22 protein-coding genes are annotated in these 22,785 nt (G+C 47.9%); 14 read left to right on the top strand and 8 right to left on the bottom strand.

Going from position 1 to position 22,785, the window contains the following annotated elements:
* Both J0895_RS22095 and rpe read right to left on the bottom strand, forming a co-directional pair.
* On the bottom strand, positions 1-387 hold a 387-nt coding region (locus J0895_RS22095; protein WP_207090150.1), incomplete at its 3' end, for a helix-turn-helix domain-containing protein.
* Between the two features lie 1,221 nt (positions 388-1,608).
* On the bottom strand, positions 1,609-2,325 hold the full coding sequence (gene rpe, locus J0895_RS22100) for a ribulose-phosphate 3-epimerase (protein ID WP_207090168.1): 717 nt from the start codon (positions 2,323-2,325) through the stop codon (positions 1,609-1,611).
* A gap of 51 nt (positions 2,326-2,376) precedes the next feature.
* On the opposite strand from rpe, the gene J0895_RS22105 reads away from it, so the two are divergent.
* The 3 genes from J0895_RS22105 to J0895_RS22115 all read left to right on the top strand — a co-directional run bounded on the left by J0895_RS22105 (position 2,377) and on the right by J0895_RS22115 (position 6,480).
* Complete coding sequence (locus J0895_RS22105) at positions 2,377-4,050, top strand: S8 family serine peptidase (protein ID WP_207090151.1); 1,674 nt, start codon at positions 2,377-2,379, stop codon at positions 4,048-4,050.
* 49 nt (positions 4,051-4,099) lie between these two features.
* Positions 4,100-4,612: a hypothetical protein gene (locus tag J0895_RS22110; protein WP_207090152.1), complete on the top strand. Its 513-nt coding sequence runs from the start codon at positions 4,100-4,102 to the stop codon at positions 4,610-4,612.
* A gap of 239 nt (positions 4,613-4,851) precedes the next feature.
* Positions 4,852-6,480 (top strand): LCP family protein, encoded by a 1,629-nt coding sequence (locus J0895_RS22115; protein ID WP_479724815.1) that lies wholly within the window; start codon positions 4,852-4,854, stop codon positions 6,478-6,480.
* 172 nt (positions 6,481-6,652) lie between these two features.
* Here the strand turns inward: J0895_RS22115 and J0895_RS22120 are convergent, their stop codons facing one another.
* Positions 6,653-7,438, bottom strand: coding sequence for a COP23 domain-containing protein (locus J0895_RS22120; protein WP_207090154.1), 786 nt, complete (start codon positions 7,436-7,438; stop codon positions 6,653-6,655).
* A 712-nt stretch (positions 7,439-8,150) separates the two neighbouring features.
* Between J0895_RS22120 and tatC the strand changes: the two genes are divergently transcribed.
* Entirely contained in the window at positions 8,151-8,957 is an 807-nt protein-coding gene (tatC, locus tag J0895_RS22125; RefSeq protein ID WP_207090155.1) for a twin-arginine translocase subunit TatC, read from the top strand.
* 710 nt (positions 8,958-9,667) lie between these two features.
* Complete coding sequence (locus tag J0895_RS22130; protein ID WP_207090156.1) at positions 9,668-10,855, top strand: PAS domain-containing sensor histidine kinase; 1,188 nt, start codon at positions 9,668-9,670, stop codon at positions 10,853-10,855.
* Positions 10,856-11,098: 243 nt separating this feature from the next.
* On the opposite strand, the gene J0895_RS22135 is transcribed toward J0895_RS22130, so the two are convergent.
* A complete protein-coding gene (locus J0895_RS22135; RefSeq protein WP_207090157.1) occupies positions 11,099-11,416 on the bottom strand; it encodes a DUF3067 family protein in 318 nt (105 codons plus the stop codon).
* 737 nt (positions 11,417-12,153) lie between these two features.
* Between J0895_RS22135 and petC the strand changes: the two genes are divergently transcribed.
* The 6 genes from petC to J0895_RS22165 all read left to right on the top strand — a co-directional run bounded on the left by petC (position 12,154) and on the right by J0895_RS22165 (position 17,294).
* Positions 12,154-12,693: a cytochrome b6-f complex iron-sulfur subunit gene (gene petC / locus J0895_RS22140; protein WP_207090158.1), complete on the top strand. Its 540-nt coding sequence runs from the start codon at positions 12,154-12,156 to the stop codon at positions 12,691-12,693.
* Between the two features lie 86 nt (positions 12,694-12,779).
* Positions 12,780-13,769, top strand: a complete 990-nt coding sequence (gene petA / locus J0895_RS22145; protein WP_207090159.1) for a cytochrome f — start codon at positions 12,780-12,782, stop codon at positions 13,767-13,769.
* Positions 13,770-14,052: 283 nt separating this feature from the next.
* Positions 14,053-14,505, top strand: coding sequence for a nitrate reductase associated protein (locus J0895_RS22150; RefSeq protein WP_207090160.1), 453 nt, complete (start codon positions 14,053-14,055; stop codon positions 14,503-14,505).
* 141 nt (positions 14,506-14,646) lie between these two features.
* Positions 14,647-15,495 (top strand): alpha/beta fold hydrolase, encoded by an 849-nt coding sequence (locus J0895_RS22155; protein WP_207090161.1) that lies wholly within the window; start codon positions 14,647-14,649, stop codon positions 15,493-15,495.
* 123 nt (positions 15,496-15,618) lie between these two features.
* Complete coding sequence (psbQ, locus tag J0895_RS22160; RefSeq protein ID WP_207090162.1) at positions 15,619-16,062, top strand: photosystem II protein PsbQ; 444 nt, start codon at positions 15,619-15,621, stop codon at positions 16,060-16,062.
* 125 nt (positions 16,063-16,187) lie between these two features.
* The gene (locus J0895_RS22165) at positions 16,188-17,294 is read left to right on the top strand and encodes an NAD(P)/FAD-dependent oxidoreductase (RefSeq protein ID WP_207090163.1); all 1,107 of its coding nucleotides are present in this window, start codon (positions 16,188-16,190) and stop codon (positions 17,292-17,294) included.
* A gap of 29 nt (positions 17,295-17,323) precedes the next feature.
* On the opposite strand, the gene J0895_RS22170 is transcribed toward J0895_RS22165, so the two are convergent.
* Positions 17,324-17,677: an FHA domain-containing protein gene (locus tag J0895_RS22170; RefSeq protein ID WP_242541507.1), complete on the bottom strand. Its 354-nt coding sequence runs from the start codon at positions 17,675-17,677 to the stop codon at positions 17,324-17,326.
* A gap of 656 nt (positions 17,678-18,333) precedes the next feature.
* Between J0895_RS22170 and J0895_RS22175 the strand changes: the two genes are divergently transcribed.
* Complete coding sequence (locus tag J0895_RS22175) at positions 18,334-19,185, top strand: RNA-guided endonuclease InsQ/TnpB family protein (protein ID WP_207090164.1); 852 nt, start codon at positions 18,334-18,336, stop codon at positions 19,183-19,185.
* Between the two features lie 233 nt (positions 19,186-19,418).
* Positions 19,419-19,541: a hypothetical protein gene (locus tag J0895_RS26570; RefSeq protein WP_277989889.1), complete on the top strand. Its 123-nt coding sequence runs from the start codon at positions 19,419-19,421 to the stop codon at positions 19,539-19,541.
* A 203-nt stretch (positions 19,542-19,744) separates the two neighbouring features.
* Here the strand turns inward: J0895_RS26570 and J0895_RS22180 are convergent, their stop codons facing one another.
* Positions 19,745-20,446, bottom strand: coding sequence for a hypothetical protein (locus J0895_RS22180; protein ID WP_207090165.1), 702 nt, complete (start codon positions 20,444-20,446; stop codon positions 19,745-19,747).
* On the bottom strand, positions 20,446-21,114 hold the full coding sequence (locus tag J0895_RS22185; protein ID WP_207090166.1) for a ParA family protein: 669 nt from the start codon (positions 21,112-21,114) through the stop codon (positions 20,446-20,448). Before J0895_RS22185 ends, J0895_RS22180 begins: the two co-directional genes overlap by 1 nt.
* A gap of 314 nt (positions 21,115-21,428) precedes the next feature.
* Between J0895_RS22185 and J0895_RS22190 the strand changes: the two genes are divergently transcribed.
* Positions 21,429-22,352, top strand: a complete 924-nt coding sequence (locus tag J0895_RS22190; RefSeq protein WP_242541508.1) for an alpha/beta fold hydrolase — start codon at positions 21,429-21,431, stop codon at positions 22,350-22,352.
* A 113-nt stretch (positions 22,353-22,465) separates the two neighbouring features.
* Here J0895_RS22190 and J0895_RS22195 read toward each other — a convergent pair.
* Positions 22,466-22,785: Uma2 family endonuclease (locus J0895_RS22195; protein ID WP_207090167.1), on the bottom strand; the 320-nt coding region annotated here is incomplete at its 5' end.

The following is a 22,785-nucleotide window of genomic DNA, read 5'->3' on the forward strand; positions in this document are numbered from 1 at the left end:
CCAACCGATACGCGGTAGCTTTACCCAATAACCCGAAATTTTAATGCTCCCTTCCAGGTAAAAACTATCCTTGATGTTCTTTTTCTTAAACTTGGGGAAACCTGTTCCTTTGACTTGCCAAAGTCGCTTAAACGCTTTATTAAGGTTACCCCGGGCTTCTTGATGGCTACATTTCGAGACTTCATAGTACCAAGGATTCTGACTTTTTACCTCAGCTACTAATCTTTTGTGTAAGTCTATGGCGCTTGGGAGTTTACCTCCAGCAAGATATGTTTCCTTACAGTTCGCGAGTCCCCAATTCCAAGCGTATCGAGCGACCCCGGCGTGTTTGGCCATGAGTGTTCGTTGTCGGTTATTTAAGTCTAGCTTGGTCTTAAAGCTCTTCACTGACTTTTTTTAACTCCTCAACAATCTTTTTGTTCCGGTGACGGAGGATATCATAAAGACTAGCAAAAAACAATGTAGATGGTGATCCTCTGCATAATTTTTGCGACTTCGGCAAGCCTAAACTTGTTCATAACCTTATAATAGCATGAAAAATGAGTAAGTTTAAACAGCTTTAGTCAGAAATTTAAACTCGGTCTCCAGCCCTCTGAGTTAGTCAGCCCGCGAAGACAAGCAGGAGCCTGACCTGCGCGTCCATGTTTGCAGCAACGTCTTTTAGTTTTTAGTTTAGCGTGGCGAGCGATCGCGCCTCCGCTTATGAGTTGAAGGTATTCCTGTCCCTAGAGTCTTTTACCCCTCGGTGGTCCAGAGCAATAGAGTATTGTTTTTCACTCTTTATAGGAATTGACAGATTCCCATCTTATGGGTTCCTATTCAATTGCGGAATAATTCGGCCATCTCTCTTGTTTTCTCTGTAATGTATCCCGGATTTTTACATTGGTTTGTTAGTCTTAATTTCCGCCTTCTGAATTGATTCTAACTCTATCATTTTTTTAAGCAAATTTCCCGACTAATCACCTCGGGTTCCACTGCATGAGTATCGCTGACACCGTTAGCTGCTATAGGTCGGCTCAAATCATTCTTGTGGGTAATCAATAGGGAATCACGACTCCATTTTGGCGAAAGAGAGTCTCCCAGAATTGTCCATTTGATAGAGACTCACTCTAATACTTCTGGGATAGATTTCGAGTCAGCCGTTGGCGATCGCCGGAGGGATTAATCATCAGGCAAGCCGAGTGAATCATCGACTTAACCTTGCTTAATACTTAGGCCGAACTAGGGTGAATCACCGGACGGATTACCCTGGTTCAAACTCCTCCCCTTCTATTTTAGATTCCCGCCGCTTTTTGAGGAACAGAGGACTTCCACCCAGGTTCAGATGTAACGCGATCGCCACAGGCAATTCATCCATGACCCCAGGCGATGAGAAGTGCCAATCCTCAAATCAATCGCATCACCCCGAGAGAGACCCAGTATTATCCTGCCCCTCCCGTCAAAAGGTGATGGATAAGTTTTTGGGGGAGTCAAAGGGATCAGCGATTAAGCGCCATTCGGGGAAATTTTTGTTAAAAGTTGCTCAAAAATACAAAAATAAAGGAAGCGATTCGATTGCGTCGTTTCGCTTCCTCCATAGGTCCAGATTAGAAGCAATCCGACAGAATACTACACCGCTGCCAACGGTTGCGCTTCCAATGCCGGACGCTGGCTATGGCGAATCCCCTCGATCGCCTTCTGATAGTCAGGAGCACCAAAGACAGCGGAACCGGCAACAATCGCATTCGCACCGGCTTCAATGACCTGCCAGGAATTGTTTCCTTTGAGACCGCCATCGACTTCAATCCAGGGGTCTAAACCGCGCTCATCGCACATCTGGCGCAGCTTCCGGATTTTGGGGACCACACCGGGGATAAAACTTTGACCGCCGAAACCGGGGTTAACGCTCATGATCAACACCAAATCGCACAGATCCAGAACGTATTCGATCAACTCCAACGGCGTGGAAGGATTGAGGACCACACCGGCTTGTTTGCCGAGTTCTTTAATCTGACCGAGGGTCCGGTGGAGGTGAGGGGAGGCATTGTGTTCGGCATGAACCGAAATAATATCGGCCCCAGCTTTGGCAAAATCCTCGACATACCGTTCCGGTTCAACAATCATCAAATGCACATCCAAGGGTTTGGATGTCACAGGACGAAGGGCTTTGACCACGAGAGGGCCAATCGTAATATTAGGGACAAACCGACCATCCATGACATCAACATGGATCCAATCTGCCCCGGCGCGATCGATGGCCTGCACTTCCTCTCCCAGACGACTAAAATCTGCTGATAGGATGGAGGGAGCAACGACAATAGATTTGTTTGATTGCTTTTGGGTCATGGCTAACAAATATTTCATCCGTCCGTCAAGTCGTATTCAGTTTAACAAAATATGAAGAAACTCCGTAATAATTGGTTGGTGTGTGGAGCAGGAACAGTGAAGCGCTTAAAATTTAGAACGGGGTTAAGTGGACTCGTCGGCGGTGTCAGCATGGCTTTAATCGGAATTCCAGCCGTCGCCCTGCCTACCTCAATTAGCGAAATCGGCATTGATGCCCGCCGACTGCATGATGCGCCCTATAACTTAACCGGGAGAAAAATTGCGATCGGTCAAGTGGACATTGGCCGCCCCCGAAAATTTGGCCTCGACAAACAAGTGAACCTGTATCGGGAAATCCCCGTCCAGCAAGTTTTCATGCAAGATACACCAGCTAAAACCAGCCCCACAGATGATCCCCAGATGAAACCGGCTGAACAACACGCCGAACAGGTTGCTTCGGTGATGATTAGTTCCGATAAGGCCTTGACTGGGGTTGCCCCCAATGCCACTCTCTATGCGGCGGGGATTGGCTTGTTGCGGCGCAGTGGACAACCGGAAGAATGTTTAGCATCTCAAAATCTGGCTGAACAAAATAGCGGAGATGTGAGGGCGATTAACTACAGTTTTGGGGAATCTCTAGCCCAGGATCCTCGTCCCAATGCGGTTTTAGATGGGAACGCCCTGCTGACTCAATGTTTGGATTGGTCAGCCCGGGTCCATAATGTGCTTCATGTGGTGGCGGGAAATCAAGGGCGCGGGGGCATTCCCATTCCGACGGATAACTATAACGGGATGAATGTCGCCTTTACGACGCTCTATGACGGCAAGTTTGCCAAAGTAGACTTGGCGAATATTGGCAGTGCCTTTAGTGGCATTACCAGTCGCTTGATTGGGTTAGAAGGAAATCTCGATAACCGCCGCGCTATCAGCTTAGTGGCTCCAGGCAGTAATTTGAATTTATTGAGCTTAGATGGTCAAGTGACTCAGAGCAGTGGGACCAGTTTTGCGGCCCCTCATGTGACGGCAACGGTCGCCCTGTTGCAAGAATATGGCGATCGCCAACTTCATCAACAAGCCAACAATCCCCAATGGACCCTCAATGCCCGCCGTCACGAGGTGATGAAAGCAGTTTTAATGAACTCGGCGGAAAAAATCGAAGACCCCGGCAATGGTCAGCATTTGAAAATGACTCGCACGGTTTTTGCCAACGAGAACCGCACCTGGTTAGATTCGGATGCTTATAGCAGTCGAGAAATTCCCCTGGATGGAGACTTGGGAACTGGGCATCTCAATGCTTACCGGGCCTACCAACAGTTTAGTGCCGGTCAGTGGGGTCCAGGAAATGCGGTACCGGGAATCGGTTGGGATTATCGCGAGGTTGAGGCGAATAGTTATCACGAGTATGTTATAGAACAACCCTTAGAGGCGGGCCGTTTCGTGTCCATTTCTCTAACCTGGAATCGTTGGGTCGATCTGGTTGATGGGAACAATAATGAGAAATATGATATCGGGGAAGGGTTTCGCGATCGCGGTTTGAATAACCTGGAGCTCTATCTGATGGCGGAGAATGAAACCGATGTTCGCAATAGTGTCTGGTCCTCAGTTAGCAAGGTAGACAGTACGGAACATATTTATCACCCGATTCCCCAAACAGGTCGTTATAAAATCCGGGTCTACTTTCGCGATCAAGTGAATGAATCCACCCAACCTTACGCTTTGGCTTGGTGGACTACCCCGACTCCTTAAAACCGCTTAAACTGATGCTTAAAATGCTGATGGCTAGAACCACCGGGCTATGACCAAGTTTCCGCCTAATTCCAATCCTGGCCCCAAGCGCCAGTCTTCTAAAATCCTAAACGAGAGCGATCGCCGAGTTCGCTCTCGTTATGCTGCATCCGGTTTGGCTGACGAGGACTTGAACAGTCCCCCCCCGAACCAGACTCCGGAAGACCTAGAAAACAAAGACCTCGCCCATTTAGGACTTTTTTTCTACTTCCTCCCCATCCTCGGCTTTTTCCCCGCCTTGTGGACCTTATATCGCCCTCTTGGTAGCCGCGAACAAAAAGCTGCCTCTCGCCTAGCTATTACCCTAGCCTTTGGTTGGCTACTCGGATATATTTTCTTGGAAACCGGCGCAAGAAGTTCGGAATTACTAACCATTCCCTTGTTATTAATGAGTAGTCTGTTAACCTCGGGCTATTTTGTGGTAAATATTTGGCTGATGGTTCGCCTGTGGCAACGTCGGCCACTGCGATTACCAGGAGTATCACAGGTTGCTGATGAGATTGTTGGCAAGCATTTATCCTAGACCTGTCATGGGAGGGTCGTTTCTGGCGATCGTCATGCCTCAAGCTAACTTGAGGTTGAGGAGCCGACAACGGTAAACGACTGCGTAGATGGTGACCCCCCAATCCCAGGGAACAGGAAATAGCCAATCAACCCATCAACGGTACGGGGTGTTAAACACCTGCACAGCCGTTTGTCTACTTGAGCGTGAGGATGCTCGTCCGATTTGATCGATATATTGTTGAGTGTGTGAGGAAGCCCGTGCCAAATCAGAACGTATCCAAGCAACGCCCGATGGCGGAACCAACCGCTAAACCCCGGAATAAAAAGCTCAATAAAGAAAATCCGGGACGTTGGCTTTGGCTTTGTTTTGGCTTAAGTGGTGTGGCAATGCTCTCGGCAACAGCAGGAGCGTTGCTTGCCGTATCTTTGTCGAGCACCCCCTTAATGCAAAGCCGACTTAGTGCTGAAGATGCAGCCATATTTTCTACAACCGATCTGGCGCGGACCAATCTAAAATTACCCGAGCTGACCCGCTCTGTTAATATTTTAATCCTAGGTACTAGCGTTTTAACTTCGGACTTAAAAGATGAGAATATTCCCGAATTAGGATACCATGCCCAGGTTAATTCCCTGGATGGTCTCTCGGATGTCATGCTATTAGTCCGCTTTGATCCCCAAACTAACAAGTTGACGGTTCTTTCTATCCCCAGAGATACCCGCACCTTAGTGGAAGGCTATGGCGTCCGAAAAATTAATGATGCCAACTATTTTGGCGGTCCTGCTTTGAGCGCTAAGGCGGTAAATGAACTCCTCGGTGGTGTTCGCATTGACCGCTATATTCGCATCAATATTCAAGGGGTCGAAAAATTAGTGGATGCCCTCGGTGGGGTCAAAATGTATGTCCCGGTAGATATGAAATACCAGGATGATAGCCAACGTCTGTACATCAACCTTAAGCAGGGAGAGCAGTATCTCGCGGGGAAAGAGGCGCTACAATTTCTACGGTTTCGCTACGATAAGTTAGGGGATATCGGTCGGATCCAGCGTCAGCAAATGATGATGCGATCGCTGATGGATCAAACCCTCAATATCAATACCATCACCCGATTACCGAAAATCCTCTCGGTGGTTCAAGAATTTATTGATACGAACTTAACGATTGAGGAAATTGCTGCGCTTGCCGGTTTTGCGGCCCAAACGGAATCTTCTAATGTGCAAATGTTAATGGTGCCAGGAGATTTCAGCGATCCCGAGGAATATCAAGCCAGTTACTGGTTACCCAACTATGAACGCCTGGATGCGATGATCGCCGAACATTTGGATTTCGACCTTCATGGCAGGCATTATAAGTCGGTGGATCCGGCTTATGTCCGGGTGGCGATTCAAGATAGTACGGAGGACTGGGATGCAGTTGATCTGTTGCGAAATAGCCTCTCGGAAAAAGGGTATTGGAATATTTTTGTTTCCAATCCCTGGAACCAACCGTTAGCGGTGACGCGCATTGTTGCCCAAAATGGTGACATGGAAAGCGCCCAGGCGATTCGTGATGCTCTGGGCCTTGGCGAGGTTCGGGTGGAAAGTACCGGCAGTTTGCGATCGGATATCACGATTCAGATTGGCAGGGATTGGCTGGCTAAACAAAATCTCCAGAATGCCGACCCCTCGGTTCAGGATTATTCACCACGGGACTCCTATGATTATTCCGAGGACTCTGTTGAACCCCCCGCTGCGGATGAGTATCCTGGGGAACCTCCTGTCACCGATGAGTATAGAGATTGGAACCCCCCGGACCCCTACGCCGACCCCTACGCCGACCCCTATGCCGCCCCCTATACAGAGACAACGGTTCCACCGGAAGAGGGCTATTGGCAATCCCCAGGTTACTAGGGTTTGGGTTCTCGTAGGGGCTTGGAGACCAAAACCCGAGGGTGTCAATGGTTGCCTCATGTCACCCAAATTATCCTGAATCCACCCAAACTCCTTTGTTCTCGTAGGGGCTTGGTCTCCAAGCCCAGGGAGAGGGCTTGGAGACCAAACCCCTACAAAGATGTTCGGACCCTTAACGAAAATTCTCAGGATTGAGCTGATGGCTGGATCCGTTGCTGCTGTTTTCTCTAAGTTGTACACCTGTCCCTCCATCCACTGGGTCTAGGAAAGGCCGTAAATCAATACTTCCGGGTCGGACTTGAGTTTGGGGGCTGCTGCCGGGAATGGGTATCCCGAAAACACCCTCTAGGGTCTGCAATACATTCCCACCTTGGCCGTTATCCACCAGGGCATTCACGGCTTCGGTTTGACGACCGCTATCGGCAACAGTCAAGTTTTCAAAGACGCGATCGCGAATTAGTTGGGGGTTCTCTCCCGGGGGGACCGTCAGGACAATCTGACAGGTCGGATTCTTCTGGGTGGTCACGCAGATGGTGTCATACCCATTTTCTGAGCCGATCGCCAGTTCTTGCATCCCGTCTTCCCGGTAAAACTCTAAGCGACGGGCAATTTCATTACAGCGTCGATCTTCGGTCCAACCCCCGCCCAAGGTACTGGGTTTCGCCCACTCATAAACCTGTCCGGGTTGACTTTGCGGCGAGTACATGACGGTGTACTGTCCATCCACGACTTGACAAGTAAATCGAGCATTGCTGGCTGTGGGGATATCCCCTTGATTTGAATCCCCGGTTTCTGTGGGCGAATTGGGCGGAACTCGCACGTTATTCCGGGGCGGCAACTCCTGGGCTACCACTGCACCACTCGCACCCAGCAGCAAGGTTAATCCCAGGGATGCACTGACCCCTCGGATTGCTGCAATGGGAATCGATAACGGTGATTTATATTTGGGTTGAAACATAGCAAACATCTCCCATCATTTTATACGTCAATCATTAATCCTTCTTCCCTAATTATGACATGGCAATTCTTGAAGTCCCCCCTATCCCACCTGGGCGATCGGTCTCGGTGTTAATCAGCAACCCGTGACGCGATTCCAGAGTTAATATAGATGAAAGACAAGAGTGCAAATTCACAAAAGAAGGGTCCTGTTTTTCCTAAAGACGTCTTCTCGGGCTAAAAAGATTCTGAATGGGGGATGAAAATTCTCAAGGGGTCGCTCTATTTTGTTGCGGTGAAATAAAATCAATCGGCGACAATGCATAGGTTGTCAGTAATGTGCTATTTTTCAAAAAAATATACTGTAATACGCTTCAATTCCCCGGTTTCTCCCCTATCTCTGGAGAATGGAAAACAGGGTTGCGTCAAATTCTCACTAATGATACTGATCAGACTCTCCCTAAATGGGCTGGGTTTGTGACAAGACTATTTAGGGAGAAGTCTGAAACGGGATTACTCAAACCCGGTGGGTTGACCCGGGGGCGATCGCCGATGCCATCCTTCTGATGCTTCTAACTGTGGCATCCATCGGGAACAAAGTCTATCCAATGGATTCGTCATCCTTCTAACGAGGGGGGATTTGAACGGGTTGGGGGATCTCTGTGGGGAAAAAATGCCGACCACCGGACGCTTCCCTCTAAAATAGAAAAAGAAACCTCTGAAGCAACTGACTCATGACCCCAAGTTCAGACCTGGAGACCGTGACCCAGCAAGACCCCCCCCAACTTTATAACCCCGGTGACCCTGAACCCACTGAGGATGACCCTCTCAACCACTTCCCGGATGAGGTGGAGATGTCCATCTTCGATCACCTGGAAGAACTGCGGATGCGAATCTTCTATTCCCTGATTGGCGTAGTGTCCGGGATGGTGGGGTGCTTCATTTTTGTCAAACCGATCGTCCACTTATTAGAAGTCCCAGCAAAAGGAGCCAAATTTCTGCAACTGGCACCGGGAGAATTTTTCTTTGTCTCAGTCAAGGTGGCGGGTTATAGCGGATTGGTGGTGGCGAGTCCATTTGTGCTCTACCAAATTATCCAGTTTGTCCTCCCAGGACTGTCCCTGCGAGAACGTCGGATTATTGGTCCGATTGTGATGGGATCAACCCTGCTGTTTGGTGTCGGTTTAGTCTTTGCCTATATCGCTTTGATTCCTGCGGCCCTAAATTTCTTCGTCAACTATGGGGCCGGGGTAGTCGAGCAAATGTGGTCGATTGATCGCTATTTTGAGTTCGTGCTGCTGCTATTATTTAGCACCGGGTTAGCGTTTCAGATCCCGGTGATCCAGACGCTGCTGGGTCTGCTGGGAATTGTCTCTTCTACAAAAATGCTGGCGGGTTGGCGCTATGTGGTGCTGGGTGCGGCGATTTTAGGGGCGATTTTAACCCCCTCTACGGACCCCCTAACCCAAAGTTTATTTGCCGGTGCCGTCCTGACCTTATATTTTGGGGGTGTGGGATTGGTGAAGGCAATGGGAAAATAAGCGGTTTGGGTTCAGTGGTAGCGCGATCGCCGGTGGGCAGAGGGGTCCTAGAGGCGATCGCGCTTGTGCTATCTTTCATACAATTAATGTCCCGGGTCTAGGCCCAATCGGGAATAAAATTTTAGAGTCTAGAGTTGAGAATGAAGATGTTCAAACTCTTGCTAGTTCAAGGTTATGGCTGTTAGGATGGCTCGGTTAGAGTGTAATCGCGAAATCAGCACCCCCTGTCCAGGCCCCATTGTGACTACAATTTTTAGTATGAGATTTTAAAGTTAAGATTTTAAATGGGTTAACCCTTTCTCTATCAGGATTCTGGTCATTACCCGGATGGCACAGATAAAGTGAACGCTCGCTGTAATCGGTCTAAGTGCTTGCCAAATGGGGCGGTTGTGAGTTATGACAGTATCTAACTGATGTTAAGTTAGTCAGGACAACTCTCCGTGCGATTGATGATTTTTAGAGGTGGCGCGTCCAAGATCTGATTTCTGTCCCTGATTTTTTTGAGCAGAAATTCAAGACTTTGTAATGCTGAATACGTTGTCAAATATCCGTTCGCTCATATAATACTCCCATCCGAATGGAAACCCACTCAGCCAGGACGCTAACGATCTCCTTCGGTTTTTTAAATTCAGGTGGTGATCGACGATTGATTGCCGACCCCTAAAAAATAGAGCTGCGTATAGTTAATTATACCAAAGATTTCACCTATCATGATGAAAATTCTTGCGTTCGACTTGCCCGATTCTCAATGCCCCGATCTCCAGCCAATTGTTCTCAAGTATTCCAGTTTTCTGGATACGGCTGCAGTTGGAATTTTTCAGATTACCCCGACAGGCAGCTATCTCAGGGCTAATCGAACTTTAGCTCGCATCTATGGCTATGAGTCGGCTGCGGAACTGATGGCTGGGGTCAAAAATATGGGGAATCAACTGTATGTGGAACAGAGACGGTATGAGCAATTAATGCAAGTGTTACGCACTCAGCGAGATGTGGAAAATTTTGAGTCTCGGGTCTATCGTCAAGATGGTAGTATTGCCTGGGTGCGAGATACGATTCGGATTATGCGCGATCGCACAGGTCAGGTGATTGGCTATCAGGGGATCGTTGAACCGATGGAGGAACCCCTGAGCGATCGCTTAAGTTCTCCGGCAGATGCGGAACCGGACAACTTACGAACTCCACTCACGCCCAACTTTGTGTCGATGCTATCTCATGAATTACGCGGTTCTTTAACGGTGATTGCGGCGGCGAATGATTTGCTCAAACTCCACAGTCAAAAAATGACACCTGAGCAACGACTCAAGTATTTTCAAAAAATTGATGAAACCGTTAAACATACCAGCAATATTATCGAAGGATTTCTGACATTAGGAAAGGCTGAATGTGGGGGTTTACATATTCAATCGGTTCCGGTTTATTTTACCAGTTTATGCGAAGATGTCTGGCAGGATGTGGAAAAGTTAACCGATGTGACTCATCGCATGATTTTGACAACCACAGGAGATTCTGAACCCCTGATGACTGATCCCACCTTACTCCGCCAAATTATTTTGAATTTGCTAGTGAATGCGGTCAAGTATTCTCCCCAGGGGACTTCTATTTATTGTGATTTTACCTTTGCAGAAGGGGAAATCATTTTCCGAATCAAGGACCGGGGAATTGGGATTCCCCCGGAGGACTGGGCGAATTTGTTTACCCTCTTTCATCGGGCGAAAAATGTGGCAGCTAATGCCGGGAGTGGGTTGGGATTGGCAATTGTTAAGCGATCGGTGGATTTACTCGGGGGTAAAATTTGGGTGGAAAGTACCGTGGGAGAGGGGACAACTTTTACCGTAACCCTCCCAAAACTACCGGCGCTTTCCAGTCAAATTGATGATTACCATTCGATCAGCGCTTGAGGTGATTCCCTCTGTTGATCGCGTTTTTTTTTCGGTTGAATGTGATGTCACACCCTAGTTTTTTAACTCAATATAGAATCATAAAGCTAAATTCATAGGTAAGCCGCTGATCGCTGACAATTAAGGGTTTACCCTCTCCAGGATTTGGAGAATATTGCAAGTTGTAAATTGGTTAATGATTCAGGAATGAGTCTAGCGATCGCCCTGGGGAAGCATCAGGAAAGCGCTTAAACCCTGGGCAATTTAGAAATTTTCGAGCATCCATTCTGAAGCGCGATCGCCCAAATCAATCGGAATGCTAACCGCCTTTCCCAAGCGGGGACGTTCACGGGTGGTTGCCAGGTAATGCTGTACCTGTTCGATGCCACCCCAAGCATTGAGATAACTGGCAACCACATCCAAATGAGCCAGATATTCCGACTCATTCATAGGGAAAGAGGCTTGTTCGAGGTATTTCCACATAATCAGGAGGAAAATCTTCCCCTGAGTGCGCCGCACTTGGATATCGTAAGAGCGGCCCCACTTAGAAAGCAATAGCTGGTGTAAGTCCTGTCCGGTCATAGAGAGAGTCCGTAAAATCTGAATCTTTACAGTTTGTTACAAAAATTGACAGTGAAATGCAAAAATGCGATCGAAGTGTCAAAAAATGTAATAATCTGTTGAGAAAGGCTGGAGATTCAGCATTTCCCTGGGGATTGTCCCGGCCCAACCCGGTAGTGACAGACTCGATGTAAACTACCCAACGCTGACTGAGTACAGTACAGCGTGGGCTTTAAAAAGCCTAATGTTTACCAGACACAGGTGTGTTTATTCACTACGTTAGAGGCAAGTGTTCAAGTTCTTACCTACGGATGCGTAGCTAGTCTGTAGCCCTAAAACTTAAAGATTAAACAGGCTTATTGGGTTAATCCAGTGTCTTTAAGATAGTACCGACCTCTAACAAAGGCGCAAGCTAACTTCACCCCAGAAAAGGTCCGGCTCAATAGAGCAAAACCTTTATGCGTAAAGGGTTGTAAGATTTCAGTTCGTAATTGCCGATCGCGAAAGTAGATTGCAATACTACAAGGGATTAAACAACTCCAAGGCGGTAATGGTCTGATTAATTCATGGAGAACAATCTTTATGCAACACAAACCTAGCCCCTCCTTGACTCTCGCCGCTAATTGGAGTACCAATATAGCGTCCGTCTCAATGAGGGAAGAAAGATGAGGAATTGTTTAAACTAGGGTTCACCAATTTTAGCCCTTAGATGAGAGACTAAGACATACAACTTAACACAGACGTAGCAAAAATAGGTCATGGCTCAAGCTTCTGGAAATCCTGATGTCCCCAGCATGGGGCGTCGCCAATTTATGAACTTACTGACTTTCGGTGCAGTCACGGGGACAGCACTGGGAGCCTTGTATCCGGTGGTCAAGTATTTTATCCCGCCCTCAAGTGGCGCGGCAGGTGGTGGCGTTACCGCGAAAGATGCCCTGGGCAATGATGTCAGCGTTAGCCAGTTTTTAGGGAGTCAGAATGCGGGCGATCGCGTGTTGGCACAAGGTCTCAAAGGTGACCCCACCTACCTCGTGGTGGATCAAGACAAGACCCTGACCAACTACGGTATTAACGCCGTTTGTACTCACCTCGGGTGTGTCGTACCCTGGAACGCCAGCGAAAACAAATTTATGTGTCCCTGCCACGGTTCCCAATACAACAGTGAGGGTACAGTGGTTCGCGGCCCTGCACCCCTATCTCTGGCTTTGGCTCATGCAACTGAGGTAAATGATAAAGTCCTCTTTACGCCTTGGACCGAAACTGACTTCCGGACAGGGGAAAACCCCTGGTGGTCATAAGCGCTTTGGCCGACCAAACGCCCCTGAATGCAATATATTTCAATTTCTCATTGTTTGACTGTTTAGCTTACCTCTTCTCTTTCCCGATGAAACATACTTCCTTGTCGCGGATCCTGCGGCAGAGTGGACGCACTTTAGCCAAAGGCGTGCTGTTGGCGCTGGCAACTCTCGCCCTTTTCCTTGCTTCTGACATCGCCGTACCCCAGTCAGCCGCCGCCTATCCCTTTTGGGCGCAAGAAACATCTCCTGAAACCCCCCGGGAAGCAACGGGTCGGATTGTTTGCGCTAACTGCCATCTCGCTGAAAAACACACCCAGGTGGAATTGCCTCAAGCGGTTCTCCCGGATACGGTGTTTGAAGCGGTGGTGAAAATTCCTTATGACGCCAGTGTGCAACAGCTGGTCGGCAGTGGCGATCTCGGACCGCTGAATGTCGGTGCTGTGATCATGTTGCCCGAAGGGTTCAAAATTGCACCGGCCGATCGCATTCCTGAAGAAATGCAGGAAAAAATCGGCGGTCTTTACTTCCAACCCTATCGCGAAGGTCAGGATAATGTGTTGATTGTTGGCCCCTTACCGGGCGAACAATATCAAGAAATTGTCTTCCCAGTCTTATCTCCGAATCCGGAAACGGATAAAAATATCCATTATGGTAAATACCCCGTTCATGTCGGTGGTAACCGAGGACGCGGACAGCTATATCCAGCTGGGGATAAGACCAATAATACAGTCTTCAATGCTTCGGCTGCTGGAACTATTTCCCAAATTGCCAAAGTTGAAGGCGGCGGTTATGAAGTCACCATTCAAAGTGCTGATGGATCGACCGTGGTTGATAGCATTCCCGTCGGTCCTGAGTTAATCGTCTCGGAAGGTGACGAAGTGACGGTGGCTCAATTGCTGACCAATAACCCGAATGTGGGTGGTTTTGGTCAAGTGGATGGAGAAATCGTCCTACAAAGTGCCGGTCGGATTAAAGGATTGCTGGCTTTCTTTGCGATCGTTACTCTGTCTCAAATTATGCTCGTCCTGAAGAAAAAGCAGGTCGAAAAAGTACAAGCAGCCGAAATGAACTTCTAAGTTCTATTGCGAGTAACTTAAAAAAAAGGGGGCAGATAAATGCCCCCTTTTTTTTAGAGGGAAGCGCAGAGGGTTAGAGTAAATTGGATTGAGATAATCCCCAATCCACAGAACATCTGGAGGAATTCAGATAGGTCCAAGGGACAAGAAACCGGGTTTCTCGCCTAAATTTGTTGGTCATGCCAGAGTTTTGTCAAGAAACCCGGTTTCTAACCCATATTGAGACGCACTATACATTTTATAAGACCAAACAAATTACTCTTAGATCCAAAAGGTAAGGCTTATGACTCGGTTTTTTAAATTTGAAGCAGATTTCGTCGAATCTCTGCATTGTATTCCGATGCAAGTTAGATTAAAATTAGATACTTGTGGGATTAAACTCAAACTGAATCAATGGAATCGGTTTAACAAAGAGGACCGAGAATCTCTGATTCAGAATCCTTGTCATAGTCTAGAAGAAATTACCCAGTATCGGCAATTTTTGCAAGAGTTAGTTTTAGACCGGACTGGGGAATCGGCCAAAGATTTAGCCGTAGAAGACAATCCCCCTTGGATGAATGTGTTAGAGATACCGGACGGGGTGCAAGATAAAGCCCAACAGTTTGGAATTACTTTAACGTTAGAACAATGGGCTAAATTAGAACCGATTGAGCGGTTTGTCTTAATTAAATTGAGTCGGTCCAGTCACGAGAATGCTAATTTTTTACCTGCTTTAAAAGAATTGAACCTGGCATAAAGGCGATAGAAATGGGTTCAACCCTATCACCGGGTAATCTAGTCCAGGGTCGGGTCGTTTTCCGTAATCGGGAGAACCCTTGCTCCCTTGTCCCTGGGGGAGTAAACTCAAAACATTCATTCAGGTTGAGAAAATAGGATTGTGGGACTAGAAGAAAAGCGAGTCGAAGTCGCTGGCGTGGAATGGTATTATCTGGAGCAACAGCCTGCAAAAGAAAGAGACAAACCCCCGGTGGTCTTGCTGCATGGGTTGCCCGCCTTAAGCTTTTGCTGGACTCAAGTGATGCCCGGACTCGCGGAGGAAGGATTCCGTTCAGTCGCCCCAGACTGGATTGGGTTTGGGTTATCGGGGAAACCGGAAAAAAGCAAATTTGCCTATACCCCCGATGCGTTTGTTGCGGCCCTGGATAATTTTCTGACCACTCTGGAGATCGATCGCTGCTATCTAGTTGTCCAAGGATTTTTAGGGTCGGTGGGGTTACAATTTGCCCTGAGATATCCGGATAAAGTCTTGCGGTTAGCGGTCCTCAATGCGCCAGTGACTCCGGATTCCCAACTGCCTTGGAAGATGCAGCAACTCGGGTTGCCGTTGATAGGGGAAATGATGACCCAGGACCCCTTGCTGGTCGATCGCACCCTGGAATCGGGAAGCAAATATACCATTTCTGACGCATACTTGGATATCTACCGTCGCCCATTTCTGAAAAGTTCTGCCGCCGGGCGATCGCTGCTGTGGACGATCCGTAATCTCAAGCTGAAGCAGGCAATGGCAGAAATTGCCGAGGGGTTTCCCCAGTGGGACAAACCCACCCTGGTTTTGTGGGGCGTCAAGGATCCTTGGTTACCCCTAACTCAAGGAGAAACCTTCGCCGGTTCCATTAATAATGCCGAATGGGTGACTTTGGCAGAAGCGGGACATTATCCCCAAGAACATTGGTCCGAAGAAGTCACTCAGGCATTGATTCCATTTTTTCGCCGGATGGAAGTTTAACCGGGGATATGGACTTTGGGGCGATCGCACAGGGGGGAGAGAATCCTCAACCCTCGATCGCCGTACCCAATCTTGATATATTTTGGTGAAGATCATTTTTTAGTGAAAGGCAAAAAACTGGCTATGAGACGTTATCGTTCGATTCTCGCTTCAATTTTGGCATTGGTGATGGTGTGTTTGGTTAGCTGCGGTTCGCCGCAAGCGGCCACACCCCCGGCCTATTCGCCCACTCAGTTAGAAATCGTCAAGCAGTATGAAGGAAATGTGATCAAACAGCGCGATCGCATGGATGAACTCGAACAGTTCATTGTCAATCGTGATTGGTTGAATGTGGGGACATTTATTCACGGGCCTCTGGGTGACTTACGTCGCGATATGGGCTATGTTTCCCGCAATCTCAGTGGCAAAACCCAAAAAACTGCGAGTAAAACTGCTCAAGATTTATTTGTCCATTTCGAGACGATCGATGCTGCCGCGAGTGCAGGCAACTATTCTCTGGCGGTGCAAAACTACGCAGAAGCGATTCAAGATTTTGACGCCTTTTTGAGTCTGATTCCCAAGGCATAAATTGATAGCGGTTAAGTTCTGACCGATAGGGTGGGGATGGGAATTTCTCCCATTTTTCACCCTATCTTGACCTGTTAGTTTGCTTCCCTCTTTCTGAAACCAGGGGAGATGTTGGGAGTTAAAATATGACCCGGGTTGTGATTATTGGATGCGGTATCGTGGGTGCGGCGATCGCCTATGAACTGAGTTTAGTACCGAATTTAGAAATTACTGTAATTGACAGCCTGTCAGCAGCCCAAGGTTCGACCCAAGCAGCTTTAGGAGTGCTGATGGGGATTATCAGCCATAAAGTTAAAGGCCGATTGTGGCGGTTACGGGAACAAAGTATTCGACGCTATCACGGCCTAATTCCCGAATTAGAGGCGATTGCGCCGATTTCCTTTAACCGGCAAGGTATTCTCATGCTCTGTTTTCCCGGTGAGGATATGGCACAATGGGAGAAACTGGCGGCCACTCGTCGCACCCAAGGCTGGCAATTAGACCTTTTAGAACCAGGGGAAGTGAGGCGACGCTATCCGCAATTGGGAAATGTGGAAATCGTGGGGGCGGTTCATTCTCCTCAAGATGGACAAGTTGATCCGGTTGTTTTGACTCGCGCTTTAGTGAGGGCGGCCCAAGGGAACGGGGTGAGGTTTAGATTTGGGGAGAGGGTTGAACGGATTAATTATATGGAAACGGAGTCCTGGAAGCGTTGCGATCGCCTGGAAATGACTGGGGGCAATCTTGAGGTGGATTGGCTGGTGATGGCAGCGGGATTGGGTTCCACTCCTCTGACTGCGGGACTTGGGTCGCCAGTAGAGATTCGTCCGGTTCTGGGACAGGCGTTACACCTGCGTTTGCCGAATCCGATGGGGGATGGCGATCGCCATCCTGTGATTACGGGGGATGATGTTCATATTGTCCCCAGTCAGGGTGGTGATTACCCCGTTACGGATTATTGGGTGGGGGCTACGGTAGAATTTACCGGGTTCGGTGACCCGATGGCGGGAGATCCAGCATTGCTTAAGTCAGTGTTGCAACGGGCGATCGCTTTTTGTCCCGATTTAGCCCGTGGGGAAGTTGTGAGAACTTGGTCCGGATTGCGCCCCCGTCCGTCAGGGCAACCCGCGCCCATTATCGGTCCCTTAGCGGGATTTGAAAATGTTTTATTGGCTACTGGACATTATCGCAACGGTGTGCTACTCGCCCCGGCTACAGCATTGGAAATTCGGCGGGCGATCGCCGGGAGTTGACCCTTAACTGGAGGGGGATTGATGGCGAGTTACCCCGCCAGCAATCCCTCGCGATGCTTTCGCACGTTTTCAAATTCTCGGGCTTTTTTTTTGATTTGGATTTGGGGACCGGAACGGGCTAGACGCAGGATCATCCCATCAATCAGGGGGGATTGGATAATTGGGCTATCGTTCACATAAGTACCATTAGTCCCTAAGTTGACGATTTTCCAGTTGCAGCCAATCCGATGCAGTTCGAGATGGTGGCGGGAGACCACTGCACTATAGAGAACGACGTGATTATCCGGCGATCGCCCAATCCGAATCACGTCTTGGTCCTGAAAGTCCCAGCTTTGGGAGGGGGAGGTTTGCGTAGGATGCACCAAGTTCAGAGTAATCACCATCTACTCCGGATTATTCATAAAAAATATCACTCTTAAAATTTTAGGACTCATCGCGGTTTCAAATGTTCCTTACAAAGGGAAAGTTTTTGTCAGATTTTCGTTTAATTTAGTTGGTAAAATCTTAGCTTTTTTTATCCTAATTTGAGGAAGGTTTTTGCGCTTCAGTAAAATTCCGTAATTTTTTAAAGAAATTCGGACAGACTGGATTAAATTTTATCCAAAAAACACCAAAATGCCTTGACCTGTATGCTTTCTGGTTCTCTAAATAGACCTGCGTAGAATCACGGTTGACTCTCCCAATTTAACTCGATTTACCCCATTAAAACTTGATTAAAAGGGTGGTTTGGTTCAGCCAGAACTAAATTAAAGAGTGAGGTATCTCACCCCTCAATCCCATCACCCATTGTTACAGTTATAAATCTTAATCATTTTTTAACCGAGGAAAACTATTGTAAGGTCACTTAAATATTGTCCCTCCCGAGGCAATTAAGGCGATCGCCCTGATTGCACCCCAAACGCACCCAGGACTTACGCATAAACCCCTATTTGTAGGGTTGAGGGAACTCCAAAAAATAAAATCCCCAAAACGTTCGTAGTGACTCCTTCACCCCCGTCATCTTAAAGAAACCCCTGAAGGGGGGACGTTGAACGTTTGGATGATTTATGTTTTGCAATCCCCCTACAATTCGCGTTCCATTCCCGATGGGTTTGAAATTAAGACGGTAACAATTAGACAAAAAGCTGATGGTTGGTATGTATCAGTAAGAATTGAATCTAAATCAACGCCCGATTTCCCCATAATTCCAGATAGCGAAATTAAAACCATTACTGGCTGTAATATGGGATTGGGTAAGTTGGTTTATCTGTCTGATGGGAGTGTTATTGAACACCCACGATTTGCGACTAATAAAAAGACTAAATGCTTAATGCGAGTTAGACACCGGCGAGTCAGTCGTAAACAAAAAGGGAGTAAAAGCCGCAGCAAAGCCCAGATTAAAATTAACAAACTACAGAATAAGATTCAACAAAAACGTGAGTTTTATAACTGGAAATTAGCCAACAAAATAGTTAAAAAAGCTCACGCGGTTGCTGTTGAAGATTTAAATATTTCTGGACTAATGAAACGGTGTAAGCCGGTGTTGTCTGATCCGGGTATATTTTTGCCAAATAATCAATCAGCCAAGCGTGGCTTAAATCGTTCGATAGCCGATGCGTCCTGGTATGCGTTGACTCAAAAGCTTGAGTATCTGGCTGTGAAGTCAGGAAAAAGACTCTATAAGGTTAACCCACAATACACAAGAGAAACTTTCAGTAAGTGTAAGCATATCGATCTAGATAGTCGCAATGGTGAAAAGTTTATTTGTACTAACTCGGGTCACATCGATGATGCCAATCGGCAAGCTGCAAGAAACGTAAAAGCCTCGGTGATAGAGGCTTACGGGTTGAATGTTGTCAAAAGAATTAAATATAAAATGGTACGGCGGTCTGTTCGAAACCTGTACAATTAAGTCTCTTTGAGGTTGAATTGTATGAACGCTCGTCAGTTAATACGCTGCCCCAAAAATGCCAACGGCGTGTGGGCGAGAACCCAAAGGATATTCAACTATCTCTCTGGGATATTAAGGAAGTAATTTTTTAAGAATCCCATCCCCTTTAAGGGTGGGAGTGTCAAGACTATCAAAGATAATGTAGAAGCGATCGCCCTCCAAATCGACCATCTCCACCAAGGTGCAAGTCAAAAGTGCTCAATGCCATCGACGAAGTGACCACCAGTGCTCAGGAAATTTCCCTCGCCACCCACGAACAAGCGGTTGCCATTCAACAACTGGTGGCGGCGATCAATCTGATTAAAAATTCCGGTTGAGGGATGTGATGCCTCGGTTAAGCTGTTGCCTGTCTAAATTGGAGGTGAGGAAATCATGAAACCTTTGGAGTGCGTAAAGCCTGAGCCCGGGCTTCGCTGTGCGGCGTAGCCTGTACGCGCGAGCCCAAACATCGAGCTTCGCTAGGATTATCCAATTTAGATGCAAAACAGCTGATCACCCAAGGGGCGACTGCTCCTTGGGACTAATCCATCCAAGTGAGGTCGGTTGTGGAAAACGGGGGGAAAGTATTTTGATCCGCCGTCGTCGGACGAGATATTCTCATCGGTAAATTTTTCGGGTTAGACGAAGGCTGTTTTTGTTGAAGTTGAGTCAACTCTTGGAGGGTTTTTTCATTCGCTGCCGCCAGTTGAATTGCAGATTTTTTCGTTTCCTCTAATTCGGCACGAACTTTAGAAAGTTGCTGAACCTCTTCCGTGAGTTTTTGATTAAGTTGTTTTTGTTTCTCCAACTCAGCGGTTAACTTCGTTTGGGCGGGTTTTTCCTGATCGGCGAGTTTTTTGGCAGCGGCTAATTCTGACTCTAGTTGTTTCACCTGAGTTTTTTTGTCCTGCAATTGCTGCTGTAAATTCGCATTGAGACGACCGAATTCTTCATTGCGCTGCTCGGCTTGATTGAGCTGACCCTCTAAATTTTGGATCAGACTGCGATGTTGCTCCAATTCTGATTGAACAGAAGCAAGGGTGCGATCGAGCGCACCATCTTTTTCCCGAGCTTCTTGTAACGCCGCCTGCAATTCGGTCACCGTTGCTTCTAACTGCGAACCGGGATTTTCTACAGCCCCCTCAATCGGTTCAGCTTGAGTATTTTCCGCGAATTCTACTTCAGAATCGCCAGTTTTTTGCGCTTCATCTCTGATTAAATCGGCAATTTTTTTTCTAGGCATTAGTTTCTCCAATCACGCTGTAATTCATCAGCTACCCGACGATAATCCGCCTGAGCTTCTTTTGCATTTTTGCCACGCCATTGGGCGATCGCCACCCCATCGAGGGCCGCCCGTTCATGAGCTTTAAAGGTCCGAACAAAGGCATGGCAGGTGGGGATTCCTTCTTCCATCAGCGTGTTTTGAGCCTCCAGCGCCTCCCCCAAGGACCGGGAGTCCACCCGAGTCAGAACCACCCGATGCGCCACCGCCACTGGGACGATCGCCTCGCGCACGGTTTCAATCAGCGCCGCTAAATCCATCGGCGCAGGGGGAGTCGGCAACAGGACATAATCCGCCGCTAATGCCACCGCCGCTAATGCCTGCGATCGCAATGCCGGAGGAGTATCCACCACAATTAAATCGTAACCTTGAACCTGGCGTAATTGACTCAAGAGACTTGGATCCGTCTCCTGCGCCAGATCGAAAGCAAAGCCTTTTTTGCTACGCTGAACCCACCACGTCGCCGAAGCTTGAGGGTCAGCATCCACGAGGAGGATACGCTGGTGTTCGGCAAACGTAGCAGCGAGATTGACTGAAGTCGTTGTTTTCCCGACACCCCCCTTGCCATTAATAATCGCAAGGATTCGGGTTGCAGGAACTTCGGGGGTTGCAGATGACGGTTTTGCCAAGACGACGATTCCTCAAAAGCGCAAAGAGGCGATCGCTTTTACTATACCTCTTGACGCGCCCCAAATTCATAACAGTTTGTAACAGTGGAGGGAGTTTTGTAGGAGTTGGTTATCAAGAAAGCGAGCAAGATGCTCGCACTCCCGAGGTTTCAACGCTTGGTCCCTCAAAATCCTGTGATCCCACCTACAGTTGCTCCCGAGTTCCTCGCCATAAATTGGCAATCCATAGAATAATACTCCCATCACCCAACTCTCCCCCATCCCCCAATTCTCTCCCAACCCCCCATCAACCAATGACCAACGACAAATGACCAATGACCAATGACCAAACCCTAACCATGCGATCGCAACCCAACTCACCCCCCAACTCACCCCCACTCGGCGCTCAACGGGATTGGATTTGGCGCGGATATCAAATCCGTTACACCTATCTGCGATCGCCTCAAGCTAAAGCGAATGCTATCCCCTTAATTTTCCTGCATGGATTCGGTTCTTCCCTGGGACAATGGCGGTTCAATTTAAGACCAATTAGTGAATATCATACGGTTTATGCCCTGGATTTTTTAGGCTTTGGTGCCTCGGAAAAAGCCTCCGCCAATTATCGCGTCAGTTTATGGGCGGAATTAGTCTATGATTTTTGGCGGAGTTTCATTGCGAAACCTGCTGTTATTATCGGCCATTCTCTCGGTGCATTAATTGCCTTAACTACGGTGGCAACCTATCCCAAAATGGCCCAAGGATTAGTCATGCTTACCCTACCAGATCCGCAACCGAGACAACCCCCCGCTTGGGCGAGGGCGATCGAGCAATTTTTCTCATCTCCCCTGTTATTATGGCCTCTTTTTAAAATTGTCCGGCAACCCGGTTTATTACGAGTTGTTCTCCGAAAAATCTATCAAAATCCTGAATTAGTCGATGATGAATTAGTCGAACTCTTTGCCAACCCTGCACAGGATCAAGGAGCGTTGCAAGTCTTTTATCGGCTCTCCCTCACCCGCAGCGATCCGGAATATAGCCCAATTCTCAAAGATTTGTTACCTGGATTGACTCTCCCCATTTTATTACTCTGGGGAGAAGCGGATCAGATTGTTCCCTTCAGGAGTGCGGTGCAATTGTCTAACTTAAATCCCAACATCCAATTGTTAACGATTCCCAATGCCGGTCATGTGGTCTATGATGAAAATCCGGAGTTCGTCAATCAATCTATTTTGGATTGGGTAGAAAGAGCAATTGAATAGTCCACCAGTCGGGCCTGCGCATTGCGTCCTTACCAAACTATTGAATATTCTGCACTTCATGCGCATGAGAACCGCTATAGATCGATCCAAAAAGCTGTGATTAAACCCGGATATTATGCAGTCAATATCTGCTGTGCCGTCAAGGATAGTTCGGGGAAAGTTGGAGAGAGGATGCGATCGCCCCCGGTAAACGAGGTACGTCGATATTGACCCGAGGATTCTAAACCAAACACAAAAACCGTCGGCACTTTGGGGTTTCCCAGAAACCCTCGACTGCCAATGGCTAAATAATCCACGATCCAATATTCAGGAATTCCTAACCGTTGATATTCCTCAAATTTATCGAGATAATCATCTTCCCAATTCGTGGAAGTCACCTCTACCGCCACCGGAATCGGTTCCCGTAACCCATTGTATTCCGAGCGATCGCTGC

The sequence above is a fragment of the Phormidium pseudopriestleyi FRX01 genome, assembly GCF_017313335.1.
GTDB classification, from domain to species: Bacteria; Cyanobacteriota; Cyanobacteriia; order Cyanobacteriales; family Laspinemataceae; genus Laspinema; species Laspinema pseudopriestleyi.

Bases quoted from the DNA above. Each gene is read 5' to 3' on its own strand.
- petC (WP_207090158.1), top strand. From the start codon at position 12,154: ATGGCTCAAGCTTCTGGAAATCCTGATGTCCCCAGCATGGGGCGTCGC.
- petA (WP_207090159.1), top strand. From the start codon at position 12,780: ATGAAACATACTTCCTTGTCGCGGATCCTGCGGCAGAGTGGACGCACT.
- rpe (WP_207090168.1), bottom strand. From the start codon at position 2,325: ATGACCCAAAAGCAATCAAACAAATCTATTGTCGTTGCTCCCTCCATC.
- J0895_RS22175 (WP_207090164.1), top strand. From the start codon at position 18,334: ATGATTTATGTTTTGCAATCCCCCTACAATTCGCGTTCCATTCCCGAT.
- psbQ (WP_207090162.1), top strand. From the start codon at position 15,619: ATGAGACGTTATCGTTCGATTCTCGCTTCAATTTTGGCATTGGTGATG.
- J0895_RS22120 (WP_207090154.1), bottom strand. From the start codon at position 7,438: ATGTTTCAACCCAAATATAAATCACCGTTATCGATTCCCATTGCAGCA.
- J0895_RS22180 (WP_207090165.1), bottom strand. From the start codon at position 20,446: ATGCCTAGAAAAAAAATTGCCGATTTAATCAGAGATGAAGCGCAAAAA.
- J0895_RS22135 (WP_207090157.1), bottom strand. From the start codon at position 11,416: ATGACCGGACAGGACTTACACCAGCTATTGCTTTCTAAGTGGGGCCGC.
- J0895_RS22110 (WP_207090152.1), top strand. From the start codon at position 4,100: ATGACCAAGTTTCCGCCTAATTCCAATCCTGGCCCCAAGCGCCAGTCT.
- tatC (WP_207090155.1), top strand. From the start codon at position 8,151: ATGACCCCAAGTTCAGACCTGGAGACCGTGACCCAGCAAGACCCCCCC.
- J0895_RS22130 (WP_207090156.1), top strand. From the start codon at position 9,668: ATGATGAAAATTCTTGCGTTCGACTTGCCCGATTCTCAATGCCCCGAT.
- J0895_RS22165 (WP_207090163.1), top strand. From the start codon at position 16,188: ATGACCCGGGTTGTGATTATTGGATGCGGTATCGTGGGTGCGGCGATC.
- J0895_RS22190 (WP_242541508.1), top strand. From the start codon at position 21,429: ATGACCAATGACCAAACCCTAACCATGCGATCGCAACCCAACTCACCC.
- J0895_RS22150 (WP_207090160.1), top strand. From the start codon at position 14,053: ATGACTCGGTTTTTTAAATTTGAAGCAGATTTCGTCGAATCTCTGCAT.
- J0895_RS22105 (WP_207090151.1), top strand. From the start codon at position 2,377: ATGAAGAAACTCCGTAATAATTGGTTGGTGTGTGGAGCAGGAACAGTG.
- J0895_RS22170 (WP_242541507.1), bottom strand. From the start codon at position 17,677: ATGGTGATTACTCTGAACTTGGTGCATCCTACGCAAACCTCCCCCTCC.